Genomic DNA, 26,215 nt, shown 5'->3' with positions numbered 1-26,215 from the left:
ACCGCAGCCCTTCAGGGCATTTTGCGGCGGCATACATTAGCAGGGTTTGCCGGGTTAGCGGCTACTCACATGCTGCTCCAGGAGAATCCGATTGGAGAGAGAGACTAGCTCACCCTCATCGGTCAGCAATGTGGTTTTAACCGTGCCGATCTCTTCGATCTGACCTTCGACCTCGCCAACACGCACTTGTTGCCCAACCTGATACAACTCACGCACATAGATTCCCGCAAGAATCTGACCGGCAATTTCCCGGCTTCCCAAGCCCATGGCCAGCGCAACCGCCAGACCAACGGTAATCAATACGATGACGATCACGTGGTTGAGCAGGTCTGTCTTGACCTCCAACTGACTGATCGCTACCGAAATGCTGATGATGATCACCAGGCCTTGGGCGATTCGCCCCAGCCCGGCGGCATAATCCAGCCCTACACCCTCTGCCGCCCCACGCACCAGCCCATTGGCCAGTTGCGCCAGCAATACGCCCACCAGCAACACCAGCGCGGCACCGAACACTTTCGGCAAATACAGCGCAAGCATGTCAAGCGTAGCTGAAACTCGCTCGAGTCCAAGGGATTCTGCTGCAGAAACCAGAAAAATCAGCAGAACGAACCAGTAGACAATCTTGCCGATCAACGTCGAGATCGGCACTTGCAGGCCGGCCCGGGACAGCAATTTTGTCAGACCGGTGCCGCCCATCAGGCGATCGAGGCCCAGCTTCGCGAGCAACTTGGACAGCAAAGTGTCCAAAAGTTTCGCAACGACAAAACCCAACAGCAGCACAACCAGTGCGCCGAACAGGTTCGGAATGAAATTCGCAACCTTGGTCCATAACGCAGTCATTGCAGTGACGAGGCTCTGAGTCCAGAGATCAAGTTCCATATTCAATCAGCCTTATCAGCAGTGCGAGCGGTAGGTTTACGGTGACGGGAAACCGGCGAGACATGCGCCGATCCGTTGTTCAAGGCGATCATCAGCGCGGGCAACCAGCGGCCCAGCAGGCTGAACAGATCGCCGGCGCCGACCTGGCGATTGGCGGTTTTCAGGACACGGCCGAGGCACGCGTCATCGTCGCGGGTGGACGGTGACGCATTCAGCATGTCACGCAAAGACTGTTCAAACGGATCGTGCATACGCACCTCTCGTGATGTCTGTGAAAGACGCGGCCAGATTTGAGCGGGTCACATGGCTCATCGTCAGACCCAGCGCAAACGTCGGAATAACCACCACTGCCCGAGCGCCACCGAGATCATCATCAGGCAAGCGATCAGGAACCCGTAAGGGCTGGCAGAAAACGGAATTCCCCCAACGTTGATACCCAACAGACCGGTCAGGAAACTCATCGGCAAAAAGATCCCGGTGATGATCCCGAAGCGGTACATCGTGCGGTTCATGCGCACGCTCAATCGCCGGTCTTCAGCCTCCAGCACCAGCCCCACCCGCTCCCGGGTCAATTCCAGCTCTTCAAGATAGCGGGTCAGGCTGTTGTTCAATTCGTTCCAGTAGTCGCCGTCATCCTCGACGAACCAGGGCAGTTTTATCCGCGTCAGTTGTCCGAAAATATCCCGTTGCGGCGCGAGGAAACGCTTCAGTGCAGCAGCCCTGCGACGGATCTGCAAAATGGAATCATGCTCGGGTGAATACCGTTCGTCGGCATCCAGCTTTTCTTCCTCCTCATCGACCACTTCCGAGAGGCAAGTGACCAGATCCTGCACCTTGTTGGTGAGGTACTGAGCCATATAAAGGATGAGTTCCGACGCTGTTTTCGGTCCTTTGCCTTCACCGAGCTGCACCAGCAATTCATCGGTGGCGCGCAACGGGCGCAAACGCAGGGAAATCACCCGCTGTGCCGAGCCGAAGATCCGAACCGACACCATGTCCTCCGGTTCGGCGCCCGGGTTCAGGTTTACCCCACGCAAAAATAGCAGCAGTTCGCTGTCGGAAAGCTGTAAGAGACGCGGGCGGGTGTTTTCTTCCAGCAGCAGGTCGCAGCTGAATTCACTCAGACCGCTGGATTTGCGCAGCCAGGTCTGGGTTTGCGGGTGACTGCGATCCCAGTGCAGCCACAGGCTTTCATGGGCCTGAAGCTGCAAGTCATCGAGTTCAGTCCGGGCTATCGAACGCGCACCGCCTTTACCGTCCAGCACCAGGGCATGCACCAGCCCCCACTGCGCGTTTTCTTCCTCGAACATCCTCACCCCTTGAATGACTTATTCAGGCATCTTCAGCGGGCTTGGCGAGATGATCACGCCATTGTTGTCCGCATAAATGTATTCGCCCGGACGGAACGTCACGCCGGCAAACGTCACCGCAACGTTGAGATCGCCGATCCCGCGCTTGTCGGTTTTCATCGGATGGCTGGCGAGGGCCTGAACGCCCAGATCAGTCTGCGCGATGACATCGACGTCGCGAATGCACCCGTAGATCACCAGCCCTTCCCAACCGTTTTTCGCGGCTTTCTCGGCCAGCATGTCGCCCAGCAAGGCCCGGCGCAGGGAACCACCGCCATCGACGACCAGCACCTTGCCATTCCCCTTGAGCTCGACCTGCTCCTTGACCAGCGAGTTGTCTTCGAAGCACTTGATGGTCACGATTTCGCCGCCGAAGGAATCACGGCCGCCAAAATTGCTGAACATCGGTTCCAGCACCTGCACCAGCTCCGGATAGGCGTCGCACAGGTCAGGCGTAAGGTAATGGTTCATCGAGAAACTCCTGTAAAGAGGAAGACAATCGAGGATGTCGTAAAAATGACCGGAAAAGCGTAATGCGTCATATCTTAGCCGCATGCCGATCAGAGCGGAATGCCCTTGATAGAGCATCCAGCTTAGATCGCCGCAGCGAGATCCGGTTTTTCACCGAGCAACGGCGTCTGCTGATCTGCCAGCCATCGCGCCACCAACGGCCACACTTCGGATTGAGCGGCCTTGCTGACGAGCATTTCCACGTGACCGAAATTGTCGCCGAAACCCTGCTCGCGGCCCAGGTTGATGAATTGCTTGTGCTCGGACCCGACCTGATCAAACAGCTTGCGACAGGCCCACGCCGGGTCTTGATGATCGCCCGCTGCCGTCACGGCCAGCACCGGCAACTGGACGTCGGCCAATCCGGCCCACCAATCCTTTTCCACATCGCCAAAACGCCCGAACAGGCCGTACCAGCGCATGCTTTCCAGGGCCAGGCCGATCGGCTCGTCCTCCGGGCCGCGCTTGAGCCGTGATCCGGACAGCTGGGCAAAACGCTTGAGGATGAATCGACCGCCCCACTCCACTGGTGGAATCTTCAACGGCCAATAAGTGCGGCTGACTTGCGTGCCGAAGAACGCCGCCGAGGCCACCACCGGTTCGCCGATGTACTCGCCGCCCAACGCCGCCGCCAGGGTGATACCGCCCAGCGAATGACCGATCCAGTGCGGCACCTGGCCGCTCTGCTCGCGCACGAAGGCGCCGATGGCCGGCAGATCGTAGCGGGCGTACTCGGCCACGCGGTTCTTGCGATAGTTCTGGTTGCGCTGGGACAGGCCATGGCCGCGCATTTCCGGAATCCACACATCGAATCCCAGGCGCGTCAGATAGGCGCCCAACCCCAGGCCTTTGGGGGAGAACCAGAAGCGTCGATTGGAAAAACTGCCGTGCAACAGAATCACCGGCACACCGCCGTGCGCGGGCGAGTCCGCCATGCCCAGACGGGTCACGGCCAACTCCACAGTGCCATCAGGACTGTTGCCGGGTTTCAAACGATAAACGTCTTCGCTCAGATCGCCGCGCCGCTCGGCGCTGATCAGGGCGACAGGAAATAGGTTGCTGCTGCTTTGCATAATGCTCTTGCACAAAAAAGGGCGGCTTCCAGAGGAGCCCGCCCTACATAATCAACTGTAGGAGCGAGCCTGCTCGCGATGGTCTTCAGGACGCCGCGTTTATCCAGGATAAGCGCGTCATCGTTAGAGTCCATCGCGAGCAGGCTCGCTCCTACAACAACTGCATCAAGCCGAAGCTTGACCTTCCGCCAGGAAGAACCAGGTTTCCAGTACGGAATCAGGGTTCAACGACACGCTTTCAATGCCCTGCTCCATCAGCCACTTGGCCAGGTCAGGGTGGTCCGAAGGGCCCTGACCGCAAATGCCGATGTACTTGCCGGCCTTGTTGCACGCGGCAATGGCGTTCGCCAGCAGCTTCTTGACCGCCGGATTACGCTCGTCGAACAGGTGCGCAATGATGCCGGAGTCACGGTCCAGGCCCAGGGTCAGCTGGGTCAGGTCGTTGGAGCCGATGGAGAAACCGTCGAAGAACTCGAGGAATTCTTCCGCCAGGATCGCGTTGGACGGCAGTTCGCACATCATGATCACGCGCAGACCGTTGTCGCCACGGGCCAGGCCGTTTTCGGCCAGCAGGTCGACGACCTGGCTCGCTTCGCCCAGGGTACGGACGAACGGCACCATGATTTCGACGTTGGTCAGGCCCATCTCGTTGCGCACACGCTTGAGGGCGCGGCACTCGAGTTCGAAGCAGTCACGGAACGATTCGCTGATGTAACGCGAAGCGCCACGGAAGCCCAGCATCGGGTTTTCTTCTTCCGGCTCGTAGAGTTTGCCGCCGATCAGGTTCGCGTATTCGTTGGACTTGAAGTCCGACAGACGCACGATGACCTTTTTCGGGTAGAACGCAGCGGCCAGGGTGCTGATGCCTTCGACCAGTTTCTCGACGTAGAAGCCGACCGGGTCGTTGTAACCGGCAATGCGCTTGTCGACGCTTTCCTTGATTTCCTGTGGCAGGCCATCGTAGTTCAGCAGCGCCTTGGGGTGCACACCGATCATGCGGTTGATGATGAACTCAAGACGGGCCAGGCCCACACCGGCGTTCGGCAGTTGCGCGAAGTCGAAGGCGCGGTCCGGGTTGCCGACGTTCATCATGATCTTGAACGGCAGGTCGGGCATGGCGTCGACGGAGTTCTTCTTGATGTCGAAGCCCAGTTCGCCTTCGAAGATGTAACCGGTGTCGCCTTCAGCGCAGGACACGGTCACGCCCTGGCCGTCTTTCAACAGCTGGGTGGCGTTGCCGCAACCGACCACGGCCGGGATGCCCAGCTCGCGAGCGATGATCGCCGCGTGGCAGGTACGGCCGCCACGGTTGGTGACGATGGCGCTGGCGCGCTTCATGACCGGTTCCCAGTCCGGGTCGGTCATGTCGGAGACCAGCACGTCGCCCGGCTGGACTTTGTCCATCTCGGACACGTCCTTGATGATGCGGACCTTGCCGGCGCCGATGCGCTGGCCGATGGCGCGACCTTCCACCAGCACGGTGCCGGTTTCTTTCAACAGGTAACGTTCCATGACGTTGGCCTGGGTGCGGCTCTTCACGGTTTCAGGACGGGCCTGAACGATGTAGAGCTTGCCGTCGTCGCCGTCTTTGGCCCATTCGATGTCCATCGGGCACTGGTAGTGCTGCTCGATGATCATCGCTTGCTTGGCCAGCTCGCTGACTTCGGCATCGCTCAGGCAGAAACGTGCGCGATCGGCCTTGTCGACGTCGATGGTCTTGACCGACTTGCCGGCCGTGGCGACTTCGCCGTAGATCATCTTGATGGCCTTGCTGCCCAGGTTGCGACGCAGGATGGCCGGACGACCCGCCGCCAGCGTGCCTTTGTGGACGTAGAACTCATCCGGGTTCACCGCGCCTTGTACGACGGTTTCACCCAGGCCGTAGGCGCCGGTGATGAACACCACGTCACGGAAGCCCGATTCGGTATCGAGGGTGAACATCACGCCGGCGGTGCCGGTTTCGGAGCGGACCATGCGCTGCACGCCTGCCGACAGGGCGACCAGCTTGTGGTCGAAGCCCTGGTGCACGCGGTAGGAAATCGCACGGTCGTTGAACAGGGAGGCGAACACCTCTTTGGCGGCGCGAATGACGTTTTCGACACCACGGATGTTCAGGAAGGTTTCCTGCTGACCGGCGAAGGAAGCGTCGGGCAGGTCTTCGGCGGTAGCGGAAGAACGCACGGCCACGGCCATGTCAGGGTTGCCGGCCGACAGCGTGGCGAACGCGGTACGGATCTCGGCGTTGAGCTTCTCTGGGAACTCGGCTTCCATGATCCATTGACGAATCTGTGCGCCGGTCTTGGCCAGGGCATTCACGTCGTCGACGTCCAGGGCATCGAGGGCGTCGTGAATCTGCTTGTTCAGGCCGCTCAGTTCCAGGAAATCACGATAAGCCTGCGCGGTCGTGGCGAAGCCACCGGGTACCGATACACCGGCACCTGCCAGGTTGCTGATCATCTCGCCCAGGGATGCGTTCTTGCCCCCCACATGCTCAACATCGTGTTTGCCGAGCTTATCGAGGGAAACTACGTACTCTACCAAGGTGATCTCTCCACTAACTGTGTTGGAAAAGCTCAGAAGCCGGCTGCTCTAAAGGAGCGTTTGCCAGCTGTATGGCCTGGACCTGGAAAATAAGTGAGAATGCGGGCCACTCGCGGCCAGCAAACCGCGCCTATCATATCCAAGAATGAACATTAGCTTAAGGCCCAAGGTGCAAATGAAACGATCTGCTTTCTTTATCTCCGATGGCACCGGCATTACCGCCGAAACCCTGGGTCAAAGCCTCCTGGCGCAGTTCGAAAACATTACCTTCAGCAAATTCACGCGACCGTACATCGACAGCGTGGAAAAAGCGCGGGCCATGGTACAACAAATCAACAAAGCCGCCGAAACCGACGGCTTCCGGCCGATCATCTTCGACACCATCGTCAATCAGGACATCCGTGAGATCCTCGCGACGTCCAATGGTTTCATGATCGACATTTTCTCGACGTTCCTGGCACCGCTTGAACAGGAACTGACCGAGCATTCTTCCTACACCGTCGGCAAGTCGCACTCCATCGGCACCAACTCCAATTACATGGAGCGTATCGAGGCGGTGAACTTCGCCCTCGACAACGACGACGGTGCGCGCACGCATTATTACGACAAGGCCGACCTGATCCTAGTGGGGGTGTCGCGTTGTGGTAAGACGCCGACGTGCCTGTACATGGCGATGCAATTCGGTATCCGCGCGGCCAACTACCCGCTGACCGAAGACGACATGGAACGCCTGACCCTGCCGAGCGCCCTGCGCGCCCATCAGCACAAGCTGTTCGGCCTGACCATCGACCCGGACCGCCTCACCGCGATCCGCAACGAGCGCAAGCCGAACAGCCGATATTCGAGTTATGCCCAGTGCGAATTCGAAGTGCGCGAGGTGGAGAACCTGTTCCGCCGCGAGAATATTCCGCACATCAATTCCACGCATTTTTCGGTGGAAGAGATTTCCGCGAAGATTCTGGTGGAGAAAGGCGTGGAGCGGCGGTTCAAGTAGTTATTTATCGCCTGTTAGGCCGCCATCGCGAGCAGGGCTCACTCCCACAGTGGATTTTCGGTGTTCACACAATCCCTGTAGGAGCGAGCCTGCTCGCGATGAACGATTACACGGTCTCGGTCAATGCCCCGACCAACGCATCAAACCCCGCCAGCAACAACCGATCATCCCCCACCGAATGACACACACTCGCCCGAATGAACTGCGGCACCGCGCCATGCCCGACCGCAAACGCCTCGGCGGTGGCCACCAGGTAATTGTTCTCCTTCAACTCGGCCGCGATCTGCGACGCTCGCCACGGTTCGGGCACTTCGATCCAGAAGTGCGGACTGTGAGCATGGGTTTTGTAAACCAGCCCCTCCAGCACACCACTGACCAGCGCCTTGCGCCGACCGATCTCGGCGATCTGCTGCGTCAGCAACTGCCCTGCGATACCGTTTTCAATCCAGAGACTCGCCACCTCCAGCGTCAACGGGCTGGCCATCCAGCTCGTGCCGCGCACGGCCGCGCTCAAACGCCCGATCAGCGGCTGCGACGCATGCAGATAACCGACGCGCAATCCGGCCGAAACCGCTTTGCTCAAGCTGCCGATCAGCACCGAGCGTTCCGGAGCGAAATGGCTCAAGGGCAGCGGTCGCTGTTGCGCCAACACGGCGTGGGCTTCGTCCTCAAGGATCAACAGATTGTGCTGGCGACACACCTGCGCAATCGCCTCGCGTCGTGGGACGGACATCACCGCAGCCGTAGGATTCTGGATCGTCGGCGTGCAGTACAACGCCGACACGCGATGGTTGCGGCACACCTCGTCCAGCGCCTCGGGTAGCAGCCCATCATCATCCATCGCAACACCGATCAGTTTTATCCCGAGCAGGCGTGCGACGCTGATCAATCCGGGGTAGGTCAGGTGTTCCGTCACCAGGGTATCGCCCGCCTTCAACAGCCCCATCAACGCGCAGAGCAAACCGTGCTGGCCGCCGTTGACGCAGACAATCTGCTCGGCAACCGGGACGAATGCCTGATGCCGTAACCAGTGCGCACCGGCCGCCCGATGGCGTAGCGATCCGGCCTCGGCGCTGTAGCCGTTGAGGTGTTGCAACACGTCATGATCGAGGGCCAACGCCTGCAAGGTCTGGCTCAGAAACAGCGCTTCCTGCCCCGGAATCGGCTGGTTGCGGCTCATGTCGAAAAAGACCCGCGGTTCTTCGCTGACATTGCGAAAGCCGGCATCCCGCTGACGTTCCATCCCGCGCTGACGCACGTAAGTGCCGTCTCCTACACGGGCAACAACCAATCCCACACGTTCGAGTTCGCCGTAGGCACGGCTGATGGTGCCAATCGTCACGCCCACGCTGTCGGCCAACAATCGGTGAGGCGGCAGCTTGCAACCGGGCTCGATCAAGCCTTCGGCGATGCCTCTCTCGATGGCATCGGCCAGGCGCTTGTACTTCACACCCAGGCCATTGGCGAGGCCGTCGCGCAGGATTGACACCATGGCAATACTTACTTTGACACTCATTAAGGTCCCGAATAGCGTGCTGATAACAGGTTCAATCAGGGATAGACCTTTTGCAGATGCAGGTCAATTCCGACGACAAAAAGGCACTCGATCATGTCCCTCGCGCTCAGCACTCCCGCAAGTACTGCAAAACCCTGGTTCGCCGCGCTGATCACCAGCGTGCTGTTTCTGATCGTGTGCCTGAGCTGGGGCACCACGTGGCTCGGGATCAAGATTGCCGTTGAAACCGTGCCACCGTTGACGGCCGCCGGGCTGCGATTCCTGATTGCCTTCCCGTTGTTCCTTGCTTTTGCCCTTGTTCGCCGAGAGCCGTTGTTGTTCCCCAAAGAAAGCCGCTGGTTTTTCGTGTTCGTCACGCTGACGTATTTCAGCCTGCCGTACTACTTGCTCAACTACGGCGAGCTGCATGTTTCCTCCGGGCTCACGGCGCTGCTGTTCAGTTGCATGCCGGTGTTCATCCTGCTGTTTTCGGCGGTGTTTCTGCGGGAGAAGATCTACCCGTCACAAGTGCTCGGCATCGGCATCGGGTTTGCCAGCCTGTTCATGATTATTCGGAGCCAGGGCTTACACCTGGACCATGCCGAACTGTTCGGGGTGCTGGCGATTCTCTGCGCGGCGGTGATGCATGCGCTGTGTTACGTGGTAACCAAGAAACACGGCCAGTCGATCAGCGTGATCACCTACAACACGCTGCCGATCGGCATTGCGGGGTTGATGCTGTTTGTCGCGGGGTTGAACGTCGAAGCGCCGGTCTTCGCGGCCATCAGCCTGCGTTCGTGGAGCGCCCTGCTCTACCTCGGGCTGGTAGCGTCGGTGGGCGGGTTCATCGTTTACTTTTTGCTGCTCAAACGCCTGAGCCCGATCATCCTGTCGTTTGTGTTCATCATCTTTCCGGTGTTCGCGGTGATCATCGGTGCCTGGTACGAGGGGCAAAGCCTTTCGCGGGAGTTGATGATGTATTCGGCGATTTTGCTCACCGGGTTTGCGATCACCAAATTACCCCTGGAAAAATGGCTGACACGGACTTTGTAGGAGCCGGCTTGCTGGCGATGGCGTCCGTCCAGCCAACATCACGTCAACTGAACGACCGCAATCGCCGGCAAGCCGGCTCCTACAGGTTCTCGTGCGTTATCTAGATAACGAAGAGGTCCATGAAGCGGTTCACCGGTGTGGCTTCAAGCGCTGCCTGATCCTTGCACAACGCAAAGATCCCGGCACTGCGCTGGGCAGTGAAACGCGTCGCCAGGTTGGCCTTGAACTTGTCTTCCAGCAGCGGAATGCCTTCGGCGCGACGCCGGCGGTGGCCGATCGGGTATTCCACCGCCACTTTCTCGGTGCTGGAACCGTCCTTGAAAAACACCTGAATCGCATTGGCAATCGAGCGCTTGTCCGGCTCCAGGTATTCGCGGCTGTACTGCGGGTCTTCGACGATGACCATTTTCTCGCGCAGCACATCGATGATCGGGTGCGCGGCATGGAAGTCGTCTTCGTACTGTTCGGCCACCAGATTGCCGAACGCCAGCGGCACGGCAGTCATGTACTGGATGCAGTGATCGCGGTCCGCCGCATTGGCCAGCGGGCCGACCTTGGAAATGATGCGAATCGCCGATTCGTGGGTGGTGATGACGATTTTGTCGATGTCATGCAGGCGATTTCTGACCTGCGGATGCAGGGTGACCGCCGCTTCGCAAGCGGTTTGCGCGTGAAACTCCGCCGGGAAGCTGATTTTGAACAACACGTTTTCCATCACGTAGCTGCCGTACGCACGGGAAAAACTGAAAGCACGCTTGTCTTCGGGTTTGAGTGCCAGGTCGTTGTTGGTGTGGCTGAACAACACGTCGTAGAAACCCCATTGGCGCGCCGTCAGTACGCCGGGAATGCCCATCTCGCCACGCATCGCGATGTCCGCCAGACGCACGCCCCGACTGGATGCATCGCCCGCGGCCCAGGATTTGCGCGAGCCGGCATTCGGTGCGTGCCGATAGGTGCGCAACGCCTGGCCGTCGGCAAAGGCCTGGGACAACGCCGACAACAGTTGCTCGCGGTTGGCGCCCATGAGTTTGGCCGTGACCGCAGTCGAGGCCACTTTCACCAGGATGACGTGATCGAGTCCTACCCGGTTGAAGGAGTTTTCCAGGGCAATCACGCCTTGAATCTCATGGGCCATGATCATCGTTTCGAGTACGGCGCGAACGGTCAGCGGCGCTTCGCCATTGGCCAGGCGCTTTTGCGACAGATGATCGGCCACCGCGAGAATGCCGCCGAGGTTGTCGGACGGATGCCCCCACTCGGCCGCGAGCCAGGTGTCGTTGTAGTCGAGCCAGCGCACAATGCAGCCGATGTCCCACGCGGCCTTGACCGGATCGAGACGGTAGCTGGTACCGGGCACGCGGGCGCCAAACGGCACGATGGTGCCTTCGACCAGAGGGCCGAGGTGTTTGGTGCATTCAGGAAAACGCAGGGCCAGCAGGCCGCAGCCGAGGGTGTCGATCAGGCAGTTGCGCGCGGTCTCCAGCGCCTCGCCGGATTCGATGTTGAAAGTGAGGACGTAATCGGCAATGTCCTGCAGGACCGTGTCGTAGTCGGGGCGGTTGTTCAGGTCGACGTTGGCACTCATGTTCGATTCACTCTGGAAGTGGTTCGTTGATGGGACCTCGGTTCAGGTAAATCTCAGCCAGTCACTACTTTCTTATTGTGGCAATGAAGATCAAAAGTGGGAGCGAGCCTGCTCGCGATAGCGGTGCGTCAGTCGACATCAATGTTGAATGTCAGACCGTCATCGCGAGCAGGCTCGCTCCCACATTGGTTCGGTGTCGAGTCAGAAAGAATCGCCGGGCACGCGCACGAAACCTTCCATCAACACCCGCGCACTGCGGCTCATGATGGCTTTTTTCACGGTCCATTCGCCGTTAACCTGGCTGGCTTCCGCGCCTACGCGCAAGGTGCCCGAAGGATGACCGAAGCGTACGGCGTTGCGCTCGATACCGCCCGCAGCGAGGTTGACCAGCGTGCCGGAAATGGCGGCAGCCGTGCCGATCGCCACCGCCGCGGTGCCCATCATCGCGTGGTGCAACTTGCCCATCGACAACGCGCGCACCAACAGGTCGACATCACCCACCGCAATGGCTTTGCCGCTGGAAGAAACGTACGCCGCCGGCTTGGCAACGAACGCAACTTTGGGCGTGTGCTGACGCTTCGCGGCTTCATCCAGATCCTTGATCAACCCCATGCGCAACGCACCGTAGGCCCGAATCGTCTCGAACATCGCCAGGGCTTTCGGATCCCCGTTGATCGCGCCCTGCAACTCGGTGCCGGTGTAACCGATGTCTTCGGCATTGACGAAAATCGTCGGGATGCCGGCATTGATCAGGGTCGCCTTGAAGGTACCGACACCGGGCACTTCGAGGTCGTCCACCAGGTTGCCGGTGGGAAACATCGAACCGCCACCGCCCTCCTCTTCCGCTGCCGGGTCCATGAATTCGACCTGCACTTCGGCGGCCGGAAAGGTCACGCCGTCGAGTTCGAAATCACCGGTTTCCTGCACTTCACCGTTGGTGATCGGCACGTGGGCGATGATGGTCTTGCCGATGTTGGCCTGCCACACGCGCACCACCGCCACACCGTTGTGCGGAATGCGGCTGGCGTCCACCAGGCCGTTGCTGATGGCGAACGAACCGACCGCTGCGGACAGGTTGCCGCAGTTGCCGCTCCAGTCGACGAAAGGTTTGTCGATGGAGACCTGGCCGAACAGGTAATCAACGTCGTGATCGGGCTTGATGCTTTTCGACAGGATCACGGTTTTGCTGGTGCTGGACGTCGCGCCGCCCATGCCGTCGATTTGCTTGTCGTACGGGTCGGGGCTGCCGATCACCCGCAGCAACAGCGCATCGCGCGCCGGGCCGGGAATCCGTGCCGCTTCGGGCAGGTCTTGCAGGCTGAAGAACACGCCTTTGCTGGTGCCGCCACGCATGTAGGTGGCGGGGATCTTGATCTGCGGTGCGTGAGCCATTGTTACTCCTTCAGGGCGGGCAAGGGCTTGAAGTCCCCTGCCCGCCAACCGGGTTTTAGACGGCGACTGCCGATTCTTCGAGGAAGTCCTGGGCGAAGCGTTGCAACACGCCGCCCGCCTCATAAATCGACACTTCTTCGGCGGTGTCGAGACGGCAGGTCACCGGCACGTCGACGCGCTCGCCGTTCTTGCGATGGATCACCAGCGTCAGTTCGGCGCGCGGGGTGCGCTCGCCGATCACGTCGTAGGTTTCGCTGCCGTCGACGGCCAGGGTGTGGCGGTCGGTGCCCGGCTTGAACTCCAGCGGCAACACGCCCATGCCCACCAGGTTGGTGCGGTGGATGCGTTCGAAGCCTTCCGCAGCAATCGCTTCCACGCCCGCCAGTCGCACGCCCTTCGCCGCCCAGTCCCGGGACGAACCCTGACCGTAGTCGGCGCCAGCAATGATGATCAGCGGCTGCTTGCGTTCCATGTAGGTTTCGATGGCTTCCCACATGCGCATGACCTGGCCTTCCGGCTCGACGCGCGCCAGCGAACCCTGCTTGACCTTGCCGTTTTCCCGGACCATTTCGTTGAACAGTTTCGGGTTGGCGAAGGTGGCGCGTTGTGCGGTCAGGTGGTCACCGCGGTGCGTGGCGTAAGAGTTGAAGTCCTCTTCCGGCAGGCCCATTTTCGCCAGGTATTCGCCGGCGGCGCTGTCGAGCATGATCGCGTTCGACGGCGACAGGTGATCGGTGGTGATGTTGTCCGGCAGCACCGCCAGCGGGCGCATGCCCTTGAGCGGACGCGCGCCGGCCAGCGCGCCTTCCCAGTACGGCGGACGGCGGATGTAGGTGCTCATCTCGCGCCAGTCGTACAGCGGCGTGACTTTCGGGCCGGTGTCTTCATGGATGGCGAACATCGGAATGTAGACCTGACGGAACTGCTCCGGCTTGACCGAGGCTTTCACCACGGCGTCGATTTCTTCGTCGCTCGGCCAGATGTCTTTCAGGCGGATTTCCTTGCCGTCGACCACGCCCAGCACGTCTTTTTCGATGTCGAAACGGATGGTGCCGGCGATGGCGTAGGCAACCACCAGCGGCGGCGACGCGAGGAACGCTTGCTTGGCGTACGGGTGAATCCGCCCGTCGAAGTTGCGGTTGCCGGAAAGCACGGCGGTGGCGTACAGGTCGCGGTCGATGATCTCTTGCTGGATCACCGGATCGAGCGCGCCGGACATGCCGTTGCAAGTGGTGCAGGCGAAAGCGACGACGCCGAAACCGAGTTGCTCCAGTTCATCGGTCAGCCCCGCTTCGTCGAGGTACAAGGCCACGGTTTTCGAACCCGGCGCCAGGGACGATTTGACCCACGGCTTGCGGGTCAGACCGAGCTTGTTGGCATTGCGCGCCAGCAGGCCGGCGGCGATCACGTTGCGCGGGTTGCTGGTGTTGGTGCAACTGGTGATGGCGGCGATGATCACCGCGCCGTCCGGCATCTGGCCCGGCACGTCATCCCACTGCCCGGAAATGCCTTTGGCCGCCAGGTCCGACACCGCCACACGGGCGTGCGGATTGCTCGGCCCGGCCATGTTGCGCACTACCGAGGACAGGTTGAAGGTCAGGCCGCGCTCGTATTGCGCGCCCTTCAGGCTGTCGGACCACAGGCCGGTGGTCTTGGCGTAGTTCTCGACCAACTGCACCTGCTCGTCTTCACGGCCGGTGAGCTTGAGGTAGTCGATGGTCTGCTGGTCGATGTAGAACATCGCCGCGGTGGCGCCGTATTCCGGGGCCATGTTGGAGATGGTCGCGCGGTCGCCCAGAGTCAGCGCGGAGGCGCCTTCGCCGAAGAACTCCAGCCAGGCGCCAACGACTTTCTGCTGGCGCAGGAACTCGGTCAGCGCCAGCACCATGTCGGTGGCGGTGATGCCCGGTTGCAGCTTGCCGGTCAGTTCGACGCCGACGCTCTCCGGCAGGCGCATCCACGATGCGCGGCCGAGCATCACGCTTTCGGCCTCCAGGCCACCGACGCCGATGGCGATCACGCCCAGCGCATCGACGTGCGGGGTATGGCTGTCGGTGCCGACGCAGGTATCGGGGAAGGCAACGCCGTCACGCACCTGGATCACCGGGGACATTTTCTCCAGGTTGATCTGGTGCATGATCCCGTTGCCCGGCGGAATCACGTCAACGTTCTTGAAGGCCTTTTTGGTCCAGTTGATGAAGTGGAAACGGTCTTCGTTGCGACGGTCTTCGATGGCGCGGTTCTTCTCGAACGCCTCGGGATCGAAACCACCGCGCTCGACGGCCAGGGAGTGGTCGACGATCAATTGCGTCGGCACCACCGGGTTCACTTGCGCCGGGTCACCACCTTGCAAAGCGATGGCGTCACGCAGGCCGGCGAGGTCGACCAGTGCGGTCTGGCCGAGGATGTCGTGGCACACCACGCGGGCCGGGAACCACGGGAAGTCGAGGTCGCGTTTGCGCTCGATGAATTGCTTCAGGGATTCGGTGAGCGTGGCCGGATCGCAGCGACGCACCAGGTTTTCCGCCAGCACGCGGGAGGTGTACGGCAGGGTGTCGTAGGCGCCAGGCTGAATGGCCTCGACCGCCGCGCGGACGTCGAAGTAATCCAGCTGGCTGCCGGGCAACGGTTTACGGAATTCTGTGTTCATCGGTCAGGACTCGGTCACGGTAATTACAAAGGGTGGGGGCTGGCACCGATTTCGAATTCAACACAATCCACTGTGGGAGCGAGCCTGCTCGCGATGACTGAGTCATATCCGACATTGATGTCGATTGACCCACCGCTATCGCGAGCAGGCTCGCTCCCACAGGGATCTGCGTAGAGCTCAGATCCCGGTGTAGGCCCTCACCATTCAGCGTTGTTCGATTGGCACGAACTTGCGCTGTTCGACGCCGGTGTACTCGGCGCTCGGGCGGATGATGCGGTTGTTGGCACGTTGTTCGAACACATGCGCCGCCCAGCCGGTCAGGCGCGAGCAGACGAAAATCGGTGTGAACAATTTGGTCGGGATGCCCATGAAGTGGTACGTCGACGCATGGTAGAAGTCGGCGTTCGGGAACAGTTTCTTCTGCTCCCACATGGTCTTGTCGATGGCTTCGGAAACCGGGAACAACACGGTGTCACCCACTTCGTCAGCGAGTTTTTTCGACCAGCCCTTGATCACCTCGTTGCGAGGATCGTTGTCCTTATAGATCGCGTGGCCGAAGCCCATGATCTTGTCCTTGCGCTCCAGCATGCCGAGGGTGCCCTTGATCGCCTCTTCCGGCGACTTGAAGCGCTCGATCATTTCCATCGCGGCTTCGTTGGCGCCGCCGTGCAGCGGACCGCGCAGCGAGCCGATGGCCGCGGTGATGCAGGAGAACAGGTCGGACAGGGTCGATGCGCACACCCGGGCGGTGAAGGTCGAGGCGTTGAATTCGTGTTCCGCGTAAAGGATCAGCGACACGTTCATCACCTTGACGTGCAGCTCGCTCGGCTTCTTGTCGTGCAGCAGGTGCAGGAAGTGGCCGCCGATGGTCGGTTCGTCGCTCACGCAGCTGATGCGTTTGCCGTCGTGGCTGAAGCGATACCAGTAGCACATGATCGCCGGGAACGCGGCCAGCAGGCGGTCGGTCTTGTCGTGCTGCTCGGAGAAATCCTTCTCCGGCTCGATGTTGCCCAGGAACGAGCAACCGGTGCGCATCACGTCCATCGGGTGGGCTTCGGCGGGGATGCGTTCCAACACTTCTTTCAAGGCTTGCGGCAGGTCGCGCAGCTTGCCCAGTTTGGCCTGGTAAGCAGCGAGCTGTGCTTTGCTCGGCAGTTCGCCGTACAGCAGCAGGTAGGCGACTTCTTCGAATTGCGCCCCTTCCGCCAGTTCACGAACGTCGTAGCCGCGATAGGTCAGGCCTGCGCCCGACTGGCCCACGGTGGACAGTGCGGTTTGCCCGGCGACCTGGCCACGGAGCCCGGCGCCACTGAGTACTTTTGCTTCGGCCATTGCTGTCTCCAATCTTGAATTTATTAGGGAAACCTGTAGGAGCGAGCATGCTCGCGATGCAAGTGCTGACACCACGGTGTGTCAGGCGTCCCGCGTTTTCGCTGGCGACTATCGCGAGCGGGCTCGCTCCTACATTTACAGGTACAGGGTGTTCATTACTTCTTCGCGGCAAACAACGCATCGAGCTTCTGCTCGAAGGTGTGGTAGTCGATGCGATCGTAAAGCTCCATACGTGTCTGCATGGTGTCGATCACGTTCTGTTGGGTGCCGTCGCGGCGGATCGCGGTGTAGACGTTTTCCGCTGCCTTGTTCATCGCGCGGAAGGCGGACAATGGGTATAGCACCAGCGACACATCGGCACCGGCCAACTGCTCGGTGGTGTACAGCGGCGTCGCGCCGAATTCGGTGATGTTGGCCAGGATCGGCGCTTTCACGCGGCTGGCGAACAATTTGTACATTTCCAGCTCGGTGATGGCTTCCGGGAAGATCATGTCGGCGCCGGCCTCGATGCACGCGGCGGCACGATCCAGGGCGGATTCCAGGCCTTCGACGGCTAGGGCGTCGGTGCGGGCCATGATCACGAAGCTGTCGTCGGTACGGGCATCGACGGCCGCTTTAATGCGGTCGACCATTTCCTGCTGCGAGACGATTTCTTTATTAGGGCGGTGACCGCAACGCTTGGCGCCGACCTGGTCTTCGATGTGAATCGCCGCCGCGCCGAACTTGATCATCGACTTGACGGTGCGCGCGACGTTGAACGCCGAGGAACCGAAACCGGTGTCCACGTCCACCAGCAGCGGCAGGTCGCAGACGTCGGTGATGCGACGCACGTCGGTCAGCACGTCATCCAGGCCGGTGATGCCCAGGTCCGGCACGCCGAGGGAGCCGGCAGCCACGCCGCCGCCCGACAGGTAAATAGCCTTGAAACCGGCGCGCTTGGCCAGCAACGCGTGGTTGGCATTGATCGCGCCGACCACTTGCAGCGGATGTTCGCTGGCGACCGCATCGCGGAAACGCTGGCCTGGAGTGCTCTTGTTGGAACTCATGACTCACCTCGTTCAGTGACTGTCGGGTTAGCGCCGTCCTGGTAGTGACGGGCGATATTGCGTTTGGAGGCGCCGATGTGACGGCGCATCAACAACTCGGCCAGTTCGCCGTCACGATCGGCGATGGCATCGAGAATCCGGTGGTGCTCGGCAAAGGCCTGGCGCGGGCGATTGGGCGTGGTGGAAAACTGGATGCGGTACATGCGCACCAGTTGATAGAGCTCGCCGCAGAGCATCTGTGTCAGCGTGCGGTTGCCGCTGCCCTGGATGATCCGGTAGTGGAAGTCGAAATCGCCTTCCTGCTGGTAGTAGCCGACACCGGCCTGAAACGCGGCGTCGCGCTCGTGGGTTTCGAGGACATGGCGCAGTTCGTCGATTTCTTCGACGGTCATGCGTTCGGCCGCCAGACGGCAGGCCATGCCTTCGAGGGATTCACGGATTTCGTAGAGTTCCAGCAGTTCGGCGTGGCTCAGGGAAACCACCCGTGCGCCGACGTGCGGTACGCGAACCAGCAGGCGCTGACCTTCCAGGCGGTGGATTGCTTCGCGCAACGGGCCGCGGCTGATGCCGTAGGTGCGCGCCAGTTCCGGTTCGGAGATCTTGCTGCCCGGGGCGATCTCGCCCTTGACGATGGCCGCCTGAATGCGCCGGAAGACGTTCTCGGAAAGTGTTTCCGAATCGTCCTGGGCAATGACGGGGGGATCGAGTTGATCCAGCATATTGTCGACACCTTGAAAGCTGATGCGGCAAAAACTAGCTAATCAAAGGGTAATAGTCAAAGGATAAATAGGTATTGTCGACAATCGTCTAATAACCTATGTGGTTTGTAGGCGTGAAGCTTGCGCTTCTGGGGCTTGGTTTTTTGATGGTGTACATATCCGTTTCTTCGGTAACGGCAGCTATCGGTTCCGCTCTTACAGCGGGTTACTTGGAAAAACGGAACGCCGCCCGGCGCCAAGTAACCAAGCGCTTTTGCCCCTTTCGTTCGGTGCCTCGCCTAGGCTCGGCATGCCCTCGCTCCGGTCCTGCTCCGTGGGCCCGCCGCCATCGGCCATCCATGGCCGGGGGCGGCTACCGCAAGATCAAAAGCCAAGGCGAGCTAACGCTCGGCCTGATGAGTGGTGAAAGTCAAAAGCGAATGCGATTCCCTGTAGGAGCCAACTTGCTGGCGAAAAACACCCAGACACCGCGTTCATCCAGACAGCGCGCGTCATCGTTAACGTCCATCGCCAGCAAGCTGGCTCCTACAATTTCGACGGTGTGAACCCGATCCCTTGTAGGAGCGAGCCCTGCTCGCGAAAAACGCCAACACACCGCGTTCATACAGACAACCCGCGTCATCGTTGACGTCCATCGCCAGCAAGCCGGCTCCTACAGTTTTGACCGTGTGAACCCGATCCCCGTGTGGGAGCGAGCCTGCTCGCGAAAAATGTCCAGACGCCGCGTTCATCCAGACAGCCCGCGTTATCGTTGACGTCCATCGCGAGCAGGCTCGCTCCCACAGGGGGAATGCGGTCAAGCGGAGAGCCAGGTCGGCTTTAAGGCCGCCTCGGCGGCTGTGGCGGTGGGCGCCCCCTCGAGAGGCCGAGTGGAGGTTCTGCGCACTGGGCAACCCGGCATGGATGCCGGGTTAGCCGCGCACGGCCATGGATGGCCGATCGCGGCGGGCCCACGGAGCAGGACCGGAACGAGGGCATGCCGAGCCTAGGCGAGGCACCGAACGAAAGGGGCAAAAGCGCTTGGTTACTTGGCGCTTCTCCAAGTGACTCGCCGTAAGGGCGAAACCAATAGCCGCCTTGACCCAAATAACGGATATACCCCCCCATCATCCAATCAACAAACCCAAGGCCCCGGCGCTGGCGCCATAAAACCACCGTGCTAGAATGCCGCCCGCATTTGCTTGTGACATCTGCACGAACTGTCACAAATAGTTGATAGGCATACGAGGGAGCTTGCGCAGCGATGCCAGGGCCTTGAATCGAACACGGACCGCTGCGCACCAGGATTTATGAGACTCAAGCCCTTCCCCACCTTCCTTTATCTGCTCTGCCTGCCCGGTGTCGCCACAGCCGGGGAAAAAACCGTGTACGGCCTCAACGAGTACGCCTCGCTGGACGGCATCAACCTCGAAGTCGCCGCCAAACTCGACACCGGCGCGAAAACCGCCTCGCTGAGCGCCCGCGACATCAAACGCTTCAAACGCAACGGCGAGTCCTGGGTGCGCTTCTATCTGGCCATCGACGCCGCGCACTCGCACCCGATCGAACGCCCGCTGGCCCGCGTCAGCAAGATCAAACGCCGCGCCGGTGACTACGATCCGGAAGAAGGCAAGAAGTACACCGCCCGTCCGGTGATCGAGCTGGATATCTGCATGGGCTCGGCTTTACGCAGCATCGAAGTGAACTTGACCGACCGAAGTGCCTTCCAATACCCGCTCTTGATCGGCTCCGAAGCGCTCAAACGCTTTGATGCGCTGGTCGACCCCAGTCTTAAATACGCTGCTGGCAAACCCGCCTGCGCCATCGCCGCACATACCGCAGAGTAATTCCAATGCGCTCTCTTACCCTCCATCTGAAAATGCTGATCGCCATCCTGGTGGTGCTGGGCATTTCGGTTACGGCCTATCAGATCTTCGTGCTCGGCATTCCCGTGACCGAAGATGCCACCGACGACTTGTGGAACATCGACGCCAAAGTCGAATTCGTTCCCAGTGCCAAGGACCCGGTGAAGATCCAGATGTTCGTGCCGCCGCTGAGCCGCGATTTCGTCAGCCTCAACGAAAGCTTCATCTCCAATAATTACGGCGTGGCCGTGAACCGTATCGACGGCAACCGCAAGGTGACCTGGTCGGCGCGCCGGGCAAAGGGCAACCAGACGCTGTATTACCGCCTGGTGTTGACCAAGCGCTATACCGGCGAAAAATCCAAGGTCAAAGGCCCGACTTTCCGCGACAGCATCGCCGTGGAAGGCGCAGAAAAAGTCGCCGCCGAAGCTTTGCTGGCGCCGATTCGCCAGCACTCGGCCGACGTTGAAACCTTCATTGGCGAGGCGATCAAGCGGGTCAACAACGTCAATGACGACAACGTGAAGCTGTTGCTGGGCGGCGACCCGTCCAGCAGCCACAAAGCCAAGATCGTCGAGCTGGTCCTGTCCATCGCCCACGTGCCGGTGGAAAAGGTCCACACCATCCGTCTGGTGGCCGATCAACCGCAAAGCCCGGAACTCTGGCTGCGCAGCTTCAACGGCACCGACTGGCTGTACTTCAACCCTGAAACCGGCGAGCAAGGCCTGCCGGCCGACCGCCTGTTGTGGTGGACCGGCGATGAAAACCTGATCACCGTCGATGGCGGCAAGAAAGCCACCGTCACCTTCAGCATGAACAACAGCGAAATGAACGCCATTCGCCTGGCCAAGCTGACGGACGAAAACACCGACGCCAACTTCCTCGAATACTCGCTGTACGGTTTGCCACTGCAAACCCAGCAAACCTTCATGATCATGGTGATGATCCCGATCGGCGTGCTGGTGATCCTGATCCTGCGCAACCTGATCGGCCTGCAGACCCTTGGCACCTTTACCCCGGTGCTGATCGCCCTGGCCTTCCGCGAAACCCAGCTCGGGTTCGGCATCGTGCTGTTTACGATCATCACGGCCCTGGGTTTGTCGCTGCGCTCCTACCTTGAACACCTGAAACTGCAAATGCTGCCGAGGCTGTCGGTGGTGTTGACGTTCGTGGTGGTGTTGATCGCGGCGATCAGTTTGTTCAGCCATAAACTCGGCCTGGAACGCGGGTTGTCCGTGGCGCTGTTCCCGATGGTGATCCTGACCATGACCATCGAACGCCTGTCGATCACCTGGGAAGAACGCGGGTCCGGGCATGCGATGAAAGTCGCCATCGGCACCCTGTTCGCCGCGTCCCTTGCGCACCTGATCATGAGCGTGCCGGAACTGGTCTACTTCGTGTTCACCTTCCCGGCGGTCCTGCTGATCCTGGTGGGTTTCATGCTGGCAATGGGTCGCTATCGCGGTTACCGCCTGACCGAACTGGTGCGCTTCAAGGCTTTCCTGAAGAAGGCTGACGCCTGATGTTCGGCTTCTGGAAAACCTGGAAGGCCCTGGAAGCACGGGGCATCATGGGGATCAATCGGCGCAACGCGGACTACGTGCTCAAGTACAACAAGCGCAGTCTGTACCCGATTGTCGATGACAAGATCATCACCAAGGAACGCGCGATCGCCGCCGGTATTCATGTGCCGGAGCTGTATGGCGTGATTTCCACCGAGAAAGAAATCGACAAGCTCGACGAGATCATCGGCGGGCGCAGCGACTTCGTGATCAAGCCGGCCCAGGGCGCCGGGGGCGACGGCATTATTGTGGTGGCTGACCGTTTCGAGGGGCGCTATCGCACCGTGTCCGGCAAGATCATCAGCCATGAAGAGATCGAGCACCATATCTCCAGCATCCTGACCGGCCTGTATTCCCTGGGCGGGCACCGCGACCGTGCGCTGATCGAATACCGCGTCACCCCCGACCAGATTTTCAAGAGCATCAGTTACGAAGGTGTACCGGACATTCGCATCATCGTGTTGATGGGCTACCCGGTGATGGCGATGTTGCGCCTGCCGACGCGCCAGTCCGGCGGCAAGGCCAACCTGCACCAGGGCGCCATCGGCGTCGGCGTCGACCTCGCCACCGGCCTGACCCTGCGCGGCACCTGGCTGAACAACATCATCACCAAACACCCGGACACCACCAACGCGGTGGACGGCGTGCAACTGCCCTACTGGGACGGTTTCATGAAACTCGCCGCCGGCTGCTACGAGCTGTGCGGGCTGGGTTACATCGGTGTCGACATGGTGCTGGACCAGGAAAAAGGCCCGCTGATCCTGGAGCTCAACGCCCGGCCGGGGTTGAACATCCAGATTGCCAATGATTGCGGGTTGACGCTGCGCACTCATGCGGTCGAGGCGCGACTGGAAGAATTGAAGGCTCGCGGGGTGGTCGAGACGGTTGAAGAGCGCGTGGCGTTTGTGCAGGAAATGTTTGGGCATATTCCGCCGGTCGAGGGGTGATCCCGCACCGAGTTGCTCCCATCGCGAGCAGGCTCGCTCCCACAGGACCTTGTGGGAGCGAGCCTGCTCGCGATGAGGCCCAGACTGTCACCCCGGCATTCAACCCTGCCCCCAATCTGCCAATCCCCGACATCCCCCCTAGGAGCAATTCCCCGAGGGGACTACAATCGCCACCCCGCCTCGATGGCTGACCTGCCCCGCCCATGTTGACCTGTTCCGTACACCCGCTGCCCTATCGCGCCAACCCCGCCGAGTATTTCGCGGCGATTCGTCATGCCCCCGGCGCCGTGCTGCTCGACAGCGGCCGGCCCACAGCCGATCGCGGTCGCTACGACCTGCTCAGCGCCTGGCCGCTCGAACAGCTGGCGGTATTGCCTGACGAAAGCGGCAGCGTTTTCCTGCAACGCCTGCGCGAAAACCTGACACGACTTGGTAAAGCCGCCGTGCCGTTCGACCTGCCCTTCGCCGGCGGGCTGATCGGTTACCTGAGCTACGACTTCGGCCGGCACCTGGAACAGTTGCCGAGTCAGGCGCAAGACGATCTGCAGCTGCCGGATGCGCGTTTCGGACTGTACGACTGGGCATTAATCAGCGACCACCAACAGATGACCAGTCAGTTGGTGTTCCATCCGTCGCTGAGCGACAGCGAACGCCAGCGTCTGATCGTCCTGTTCACTGAACCATCGGTTGAAGCAATCGAACCGTTCAAGCTGAAAGCCCCGATGAGCGCCGACCTGAGTGCCGATCAATATCGCCAGGCACTGGAACGCATTCAGCAATACATCCAGGCGGGCGATTGCTACCAGGTCAACTTCGCCCAGCGTTTTCGCGCCGGGTGCGAAGGCGATCCGTGGGCCGCTTATTGCGCACTGCGCGCTGCGTGCCCGACACCGTTTTCCGGTTTCCAGAGCCTGCCCGACGGTGGCGCGGTGCTCAGCTTGTCACCGGAGCGTTTCATCAAAGTCAGCGACCGTCTCGTTGAAACCCGCCCGATCAAAGGCACCCGCCCTCGCGGCCTGACCGCCAGCGAAGATGCGGCGAACGCCGCCGAACTGCTGGCCAGCCCCAAGGATCGTGCGGAAAACCTGATGATCGTCGATTTGCTGCGCAACGACCTTGGCCGCACGTGCCGCACCGGCTCGGTGCGGGTGCCAGAATTGTTCAGCCTGGAAAGTTATCCGAACGTGCATCACCTGGTGAGCAGCGTCACTGGCGAACTGGCGGACGACCGCGATGCTTTGGACCTGATCGCCGGCAGTTTCCCGGGCGGCTCGATCACCGGCGCGCCGAAGATCCGGGCGATGCAGATCATCGATGAACTGGAGCCGACGCGACGCGGGTTGTATTGCGGCTCACTGCTGTACCTGGACGTGCGCGGCGAGATGGACAGCTCCATCGCCATTCGCAGTTTGCTGGTCAAGGATGGGCAGGTGTGTTGCTGGGGCGGTGGCGGGATTGTGGCGGATTCGGAGTGGCAGGCTGAATACCAGGAGTCGATTACCAAAGTGAAGGTGTTGCTCGACACCCTGCAAAACCTCTGACGCATCGCGAGCAGGCTCGCTCCCACAGGTTTCGGTGATCACTGTGGGAGCGAGCCTGCTCGCGAAGACGTCAGCCCAGACGACTACAAACTCAACGCCCGATTCGAGGCCTTGATGAACTCCTGCTTCAAATCCTCAAAGGTGTGCACCGCCGGGAATTGCGGGAACTCACGAATCACGTTATCCGGCGCATGGAACAGAATCCCCGCATCGGCCTCGCCGAGCATCGTCGTGTCGTTGTACGAGTCCCCCGCCGCAATCACCCGGTAGTAAAGGCTCTTGAAGGACAGAACCGACTGACGCTTCGGATCTTTCTGACGCAACTGATAGCTCGTCACCCGCCCGGTATCGTCGGTAATCAGACGATGGCACAGCAAGGTCGGGAACCCCAGTTGACGCATCAGCGGCTGGGAGAACTCGTAGAAGGTGTCCGACAGAATCACCACCTGAAAGCGCTCGCGCAGCCAATTGACGAACTCGATGGCGCCGTCCAGCGGCTTCAGCGTGGCGATCACTTCCTGGATGTCGGTGAGTTTCAGGCCATGCTCGTCGAGAATCCGCAAACGCTGCTTCATCAACACGTCGTAGTCGGGAATGTCCCGAGTGGTGGCCCTGAGGGATTCGATCCCGGTTTTTTCGGCGAACGCGATCCAGATTTCCGGGACCAGCACACCTTCAAGATCCAGACAGGCAATTTCCACAAGACACTCCCATTTGTATTGATTATTGAGTCGAGCGAGCAAAAAGACTGCCGAACTCTAGCGACTCGGGCGGGCCTGTGCAACGCAGAGGGCGCGCCAGTCGCGGCAGGATTTTGTTACCATCGGCTCCATATAGAGCGCCCAGCGCCACCGACCTGTAGGAAGCCGCCCTGATGAGACCAACGTTCGACGTCGTGGAACTCGCCACGACCTATGCCAACAAATCCGCCCAGGACATCCTGAAACTCGCGTTTGCCGAGTTCGGCGATGACCTGTGGATATCTTTCAGCGGCGCCGAAGACGTGGTGCTGGTGGACATGGCCTGGAAGCTGAACAAAAACATCAAAGTGTTCAGCCTCGACACCGGTCGCTTGCACCCCGAGACCTACCGCTTCATCGATCAGGTGCGCGAGCACTACAAGATCGACATCGAACTGGTGTCGCCGGACTACACGAAACTTGAACCGTTCGTGAAGGAAAAAGGCCTGTTCAGTTTCTACAAGGACGGCCATGGCGAATGCTGCGGCATCCGCAAGATCGAGCCGCTGCGCCGCAAGCTCTCGGGCGTGACCGCCTGGGCCACCGGCCAGCGTCGGGACCAGAGTCCTGGCACCCGCAGCGCCGTCGCGGTACTGGAAATCGACAGCGCTTTCTCCACTCCGGAACGCACCCTGTACAAATTCAACCCGCTGGCGCAAATGACCAGCGAAGAGATCTGGGGCTACATCCGCATGCTCGAACTGCCGTACAACAGCCTGCATGAGCGCGGCTTCATCAGCATCGGCTGCGAACCCTGCACTCGCCCGGTGCTGCCAAACCAGCACGAGCGTGAAGGCCGCTGGTGGTGGGAAGAGGCAACGCAGAAAGAATGCGGGCTGCATGCGGGGAATATCATCAGCAAGTCCAATACCTGATCCCCCGGGTTAAACGAATTCCCCCTGTAGGAGCCAGCTTGCTGGCGATAGCGGTGTGTCAGTCACAGCTGCATTGACTGGAAGATCG

21 protein-coding genes are annotated in these 26,215 nt (G+C 60.5%); 7 read left to right on the top strand and 14 right to left on the bottom strand.

What is annotated here, in order from left to right; genetic code table 11:
* Nucleotides 1-54 precede the first annotated feature (54 nt).
* The 6 genes from ACF6ZU_RS21570 to ppsA all read right to left on the bottom strand — a co-directional run bounded on the left by ACF6ZU_RS21570 (nt 55) and on the right by ppsA (nt 6,352).
* On the bottom strand, nt 55-879 hold the full coding sequence (locus tag ACF6ZU_RS21570) for a mechanosensitive ion channel domain-containing protein (protein ID WP_008027407.1): 825 nt from the start codon (nt 877-879) through the stop codon (nt 55-57).
* A gap of 2 nt (nt 880-881) precedes the next feature.
* Nucleotides 882-1,130 (bottom strand): CrfX protein, encoded by a 249-nt coding sequence (locus tag ACF6ZU_RS21565; protein WP_077748196.1) that lies wholly within the window; start codon nt 1,128-1,130, stop codon nt 882-884.
* Nucleotides 1,131-1,193: 63 nt separating this feature from the next.
* A complete protein-coding gene (locus ACF6ZU_RS21560) occupies nt 1,194-2,189 on the bottom strand; it encodes a zinc transporter ZntB (RefSeq protein WP_392886794.1) in 996 nt (331 codons plus the stop codon).
* 18 nt (nt 2,190-2,207) lie between these two features.
* Complete coding sequence (gene rraA / locus ACF6ZU_RS21555) at nt 2,208-2,699, bottom strand: ribonuclease E activity regulator RraA (RefSeq protein ID WP_262112211.1); 492 nt, start codon at nt 2,697-2,699, stop codon at nt 2,208-2,210.
* 122 nt (nt 2,700-2,821) lie between these two features.
* Complete coding sequence (locus ACF6ZU_RS21550) at nt 2,822-3,811, bottom strand: alpha/beta fold hydrolase (RefSeq protein WP_392886791.1); 990 nt, start codon at nt 3,809-3,811, stop codon at nt 2,822-2,824.
* Between the two features lie 165 nt (nt 3,812-3,976).
* A complete protein-coding gene (ppsA, locus tag ACF6ZU_RS21545) occupies nt 3,977-6,352 on the bottom strand; it encodes a phosphoenolpyruvate synthase (RefSeq protein WP_392886790.1) in 2,376 nt (791 codons plus the stop codon).
* 175 nt (nt 6,353-6,527) lie between these two features.
* Here ppsA and ACF6ZU_RS21540 point away from each other — a divergent pair, with 175 nt between their 5' ends.
* The gene (locus ACF6ZU_RS21540) at nt 6,528-7,346 is read left to right on the top strand and encodes a pyruvate, water dikinase regulatory protein (RefSeq protein ID WP_392886789.1); all 819 of its coding nucleotides are present in this window, start codon (nt 6,528-6,530) and stop codon (nt 7,344-7,346) included.
* 106 nt (nt 7,347-7,452) lie between these two features.
* On the opposite strand, the gene ACF6ZU_RS21535 is transcribed toward ACF6ZU_RS21540, so the two are convergent.
* A complete protein-coding gene (locus ACF6ZU_RS21535; protein ID WP_392886788.1) occupies nt 7,453-8,862 on the bottom strand; it encodes a PLP-dependent aminotransferase family protein in 1,410 nt (469 codons plus the stop codon).
* 93 nt (nt 8,863-8,955) lie between these two features.
* On the opposite strand from ACF6ZU_RS21535, the gene ACF6ZU_RS21530 reads away from it, so the two are divergent.
* The gene (locus ACF6ZU_RS21530; RefSeq protein WP_392886786.1) at nt 8,956-9,894 is read left to right on the top strand and encodes a DMT family transporter; all 939 of its coding nucleotides are present in this window, start codon (nt 8,956-8,958) and stop codon (nt 9,892-9,894) included.
* Nucleotides 9,895-9,994: 100 nt separating this feature from the next.
* On the opposite strand, the gene prpD is transcribed toward ACF6ZU_RS21530, so the two are convergent.
* From prpD to ACF6ZU_RS21500, 6 genes are all read right to left on the bottom strand, one after another.
* Nucleotides 9,995-11,479, bottom strand: coding sequence for a 2-methylcitrate dehydratase (prpD, locus tag ACF6ZU_RS21525; protein ID WP_392886784.1), 1,485 nt, complete (start codon nt 11,477-11,479; stop codon nt 9,995-9,997).
* Nucleotides 11,480-11,680: 201 nt separating this feature from the next.
* A complete protein-coding gene (gene prpF, locus ACF6ZU_RS21520) occupies nt 11,681-12,871 on the bottom strand; it encodes a 2-methylaconitate cis-trans isomerase PrpF (protein WP_392886781.1) in 1,191 nt (396 codons plus the stop codon).
* 55 nt (nt 12,872-12,926) lie between these two features.
* A complete protein-coding gene (gene acnD / locus ACF6ZU_RS21515) occupies nt 12,927-15,521 on the bottom strand; it encodes a Fe/S-dependent 2-methylisocitrate dehydratase AcnD (RefSeq protein WP_392886779.1) in 2,595 nt (864 codons plus the stop codon).
* Between the two features lie 204 nt (nt 15,522-15,725).
* Nucleotides 15,726-16,853: a 2-methylcitrate synthase gene (prpC, locus tag ACF6ZU_RS21510; protein ID WP_392886777.1), complete on the bottom strand. Its 1,128-nt coding sequence runs from the start codon at nt 16,851-16,853 to the stop codon at nt 15,726-15,728.
* Nucleotides 16,854-17,008: 155 nt separating this feature from the next.
* Nucleotides 17,009-17,899, bottom strand: a complete 891-nt coding sequence (gene prpB, locus ACF6ZU_RS21505) for a methylisocitrate lyase (protein ID WP_008027432.1) — start codon at nt 17,897-17,899, stop codon at nt 17,009-17,011.
* Nucleotides 17,896-18,615, bottom strand: a complete 720-nt coding sequence (locus ACF6ZU_RS21500; protein WP_392893863.1) for a GntR family transcriptional regulator — start codon at nt 18,613-18,615, stop codon at nt 17,896-17,898. The genes prpB and ACF6ZU_RS21500 overlap by 4 nt, the downstream gene beginning before the upstream one ends.
* 1,292 nt (nt 18,616-19,907) lie before the next feature.
* Here ACF6ZU_RS21500 and ACF6ZU_RS21495 point away from each other — a divergent pair.
* The 4 genes from ACF6ZU_RS21495 (at nt 19,908) to pabB (ending at nt 24,512) form a co-directional block, all read left to right on the top strand.
* A complete protein-coding gene (locus ACF6ZU_RS21495; protein ID WP_392886775.1) occupies nt 19,908-20,444 on the top strand; it encodes an ATP-dependent zinc protease in 537 nt (178 codons plus the stop codon).
* A gap of 5 nt (nt 20,445-20,449) precedes the next feature.
* Entirely contained in the window at nt 20,450-21,985 is a 1,536-nt protein-coding gene (locus ACF6ZU_RS21490) for an inactive transglutaminase family protein (protein ID WP_392886773.1), read from the top strand.
* A complete protein-coding gene (locus ACF6ZU_RS21485) occupies nt 21,985-22,971 on the top strand; it encodes an alpha-L-glutamate ligase-like protein (RefSeq protein ID WP_392886771.1) in 987 nt (328 codons plus the stop codon). Before ACF6ZU_RS21490 ends, ACF6ZU_RS21485 begins: the two co-directional genes overlap by 1 nt.
* A 203-nt stretch (nt 22,972-23,174) precedes the next feature.
* Nucleotides 23,175-24,512, top strand: coding sequence for an aminodeoxychorismate synthase component I (pabB, locus tag ACF6ZU_RS21480; RefSeq protein ID WP_392886770.1), 1,338 nt, complete (start codon nt 23,175-23,177; stop codon nt 24,510-24,512).
* Nucleotides 24,513-24,595: 83 nt separating this feature from the next.
* Here the strand turns inward: pabB and thrH are convergent, their stop codons facing one another.
* Nucleotides 24,596-25,213: a bifunctional phosphoserine phosphatase/homoserine phosphotransferase ThrH gene (gene thrH, locus ACF6ZU_RS21475; RefSeq protein WP_392886768.1), complete on the bottom strand. Its 618-nt coding sequence runs from the start codon at nt 25,211-25,213 to the stop codon at nt 24,596-24,598.
* A 173-nt stretch (nt 25,214-25,386) separates the two neighbouring features.
* Between thrH and ACF6ZU_RS21470 the strand changes: the two genes are divergently transcribed.
* Entirely contained in the window at nt 25,387-26,127 is a 741-nt protein-coding gene (locus ACF6ZU_RS21470) for a phosphoadenylyl-sulfate reductase (RefSeq protein WP_392886765.1), read from the top strand.
* The last annotated feature ends 88 nt before the right edge of the window (nt 26,128-26,215 follow it).

The organism is Pseudomonas migulae (genome assembly GCF_043225285.1).
Taxonomy (GTDB): Bacteria; Pseudomonadota; Gammaproteobacteria; order Pseudomonadales; family Pseudomonadaceae; genus Aquipseudomonas; species Aquipseudomonas migulae_C.
Note: the sequence above shows the minus strand (reverse complement) of the source record. Positions and strands in the feature narration are given on the sequence as shown.

Bases quoted from the DNA above. Each gene is read 5' to 3' on its own strand.
- ACF6ZU_RS21570 (WP_008027407.1), bottom strand. From the start codon at position 879: ATGGAACTTGATCTCTGGACTCAGAGCCTCGTCACTGCAATGACTGCG.
- ACF6ZU_RS21565 (WP_077748196.1), bottom strand. From the start codon at position 1,130: ATGCACGATCCGTTTGAACAGTCTTTGCGTGACATGCTGAATGCGTCA.
- ACF6ZU_RS21560 (WP_392886794.1), bottom strand. From the start codon at position 2,189: ATGTTCGAGGAAGAAAACGCGCAGTGGGGGCTGGTGCATGCCCTGGTG.
- rraA (WP_262112211.1), bottom strand. From the start codon at position 2,699: ATGAACCATTACCTTACGCCTGACCTGTGCGACGCCTATCCGGAGCTG.
- ACF6ZU_RS21550 (WP_392886791.1), bottom strand. From the start codon at position 3,811: ATGCAAAGCAGCAGCAACCTATTTCCTGTCGCCCTGATCAGCGCCGAG.
- ACF6ZU_RS21540 (WP_392886789.1), top strand. From the start codon at position 6,528: ATGAAACGATCTGCTTTCTTTATCTCCGATGGCACCGGCATTACCGCC.
- ACF6ZU_RS21535 (WP_392886788.1), bottom strand. From the start codon at position 8,862: ATGAGTGTCAAAGTAAGTATTGCCATGGTGTCAATCCTGCGCGACGGC.
- ACF6ZU_RS21530 (WP_392886786.1), top strand. From the start codon at position 8,956: ATGTCCCTCGCGCTCAGCACTCCCGCAAGTACTGCAAAACCCTGGTTC.
- prpD (WP_392886784.1), bottom strand. From the start codon at position 11,479: ATGAGTGCCAACGTCGACCTGAACAACCGCCCCGACTACGACACGGTC.
- prpF (WP_392886781.1), bottom strand. From the start codon at position 12,871: ATGGCTCACGCACCGCAGATCAAGATCCCCGCCACCTACATGCGTGGC.
- acnD (WP_392886779.1), bottom strand. From the start codon at position 15,521: ATGAACACAGAATTCCGTAAACCGTTGCCCGGCAGCCAGCTGGATTAC.
- prpC (WP_392886777.1), bottom strand. From the start codon at position 16,853: ATGGCCGAAGCAAAAGTACTCAGTGGCGCCGGGCTCCGTGGCCAGGTC.
- prpB (WP_008027432.1), bottom strand. From the start codon at position 17,899: ATGAGTTCCAACAAGAGCACTCCAGGCCAGCGTTTCCGCGATGCGGTC.
- ACF6ZU_RS21495 (WP_392886775.1), top strand. From the start codon at position 19,908: ATGAGACTCAAGCCCTTCCCCACCTTCCTTTATCTGCTCTGCCTGCCC.
- ACF6ZU_RS21490 (WP_392886773.1), top strand. From the start codon at position 20,450: ATGCGCTCTCTTACCCTCCATCTGAAAATGCTGATCGCCATCCTGGTG.
- ACF6ZU_RS21485 (WP_392886771.1), top strand. From the start codon at position 21,985: ATGTTCGGCTTCTGGAAAACCTGGAAGGCCCTGGAAGCACGGGGCATC.
- pabB (WP_392886770.1), top strand. From the start codon at position 23,175: ATGTTGACCTGTTCCGTACACCCGCTGCCCTATCGCGCCAACCCCGCC.
- ACF6ZU_RS21470 (WP_392886765.1), top strand. From the start codon at position 25,387: ATGAGACCAACGTTCGACGTCGTGGAACTCGCCACGACCTATGCCAAC.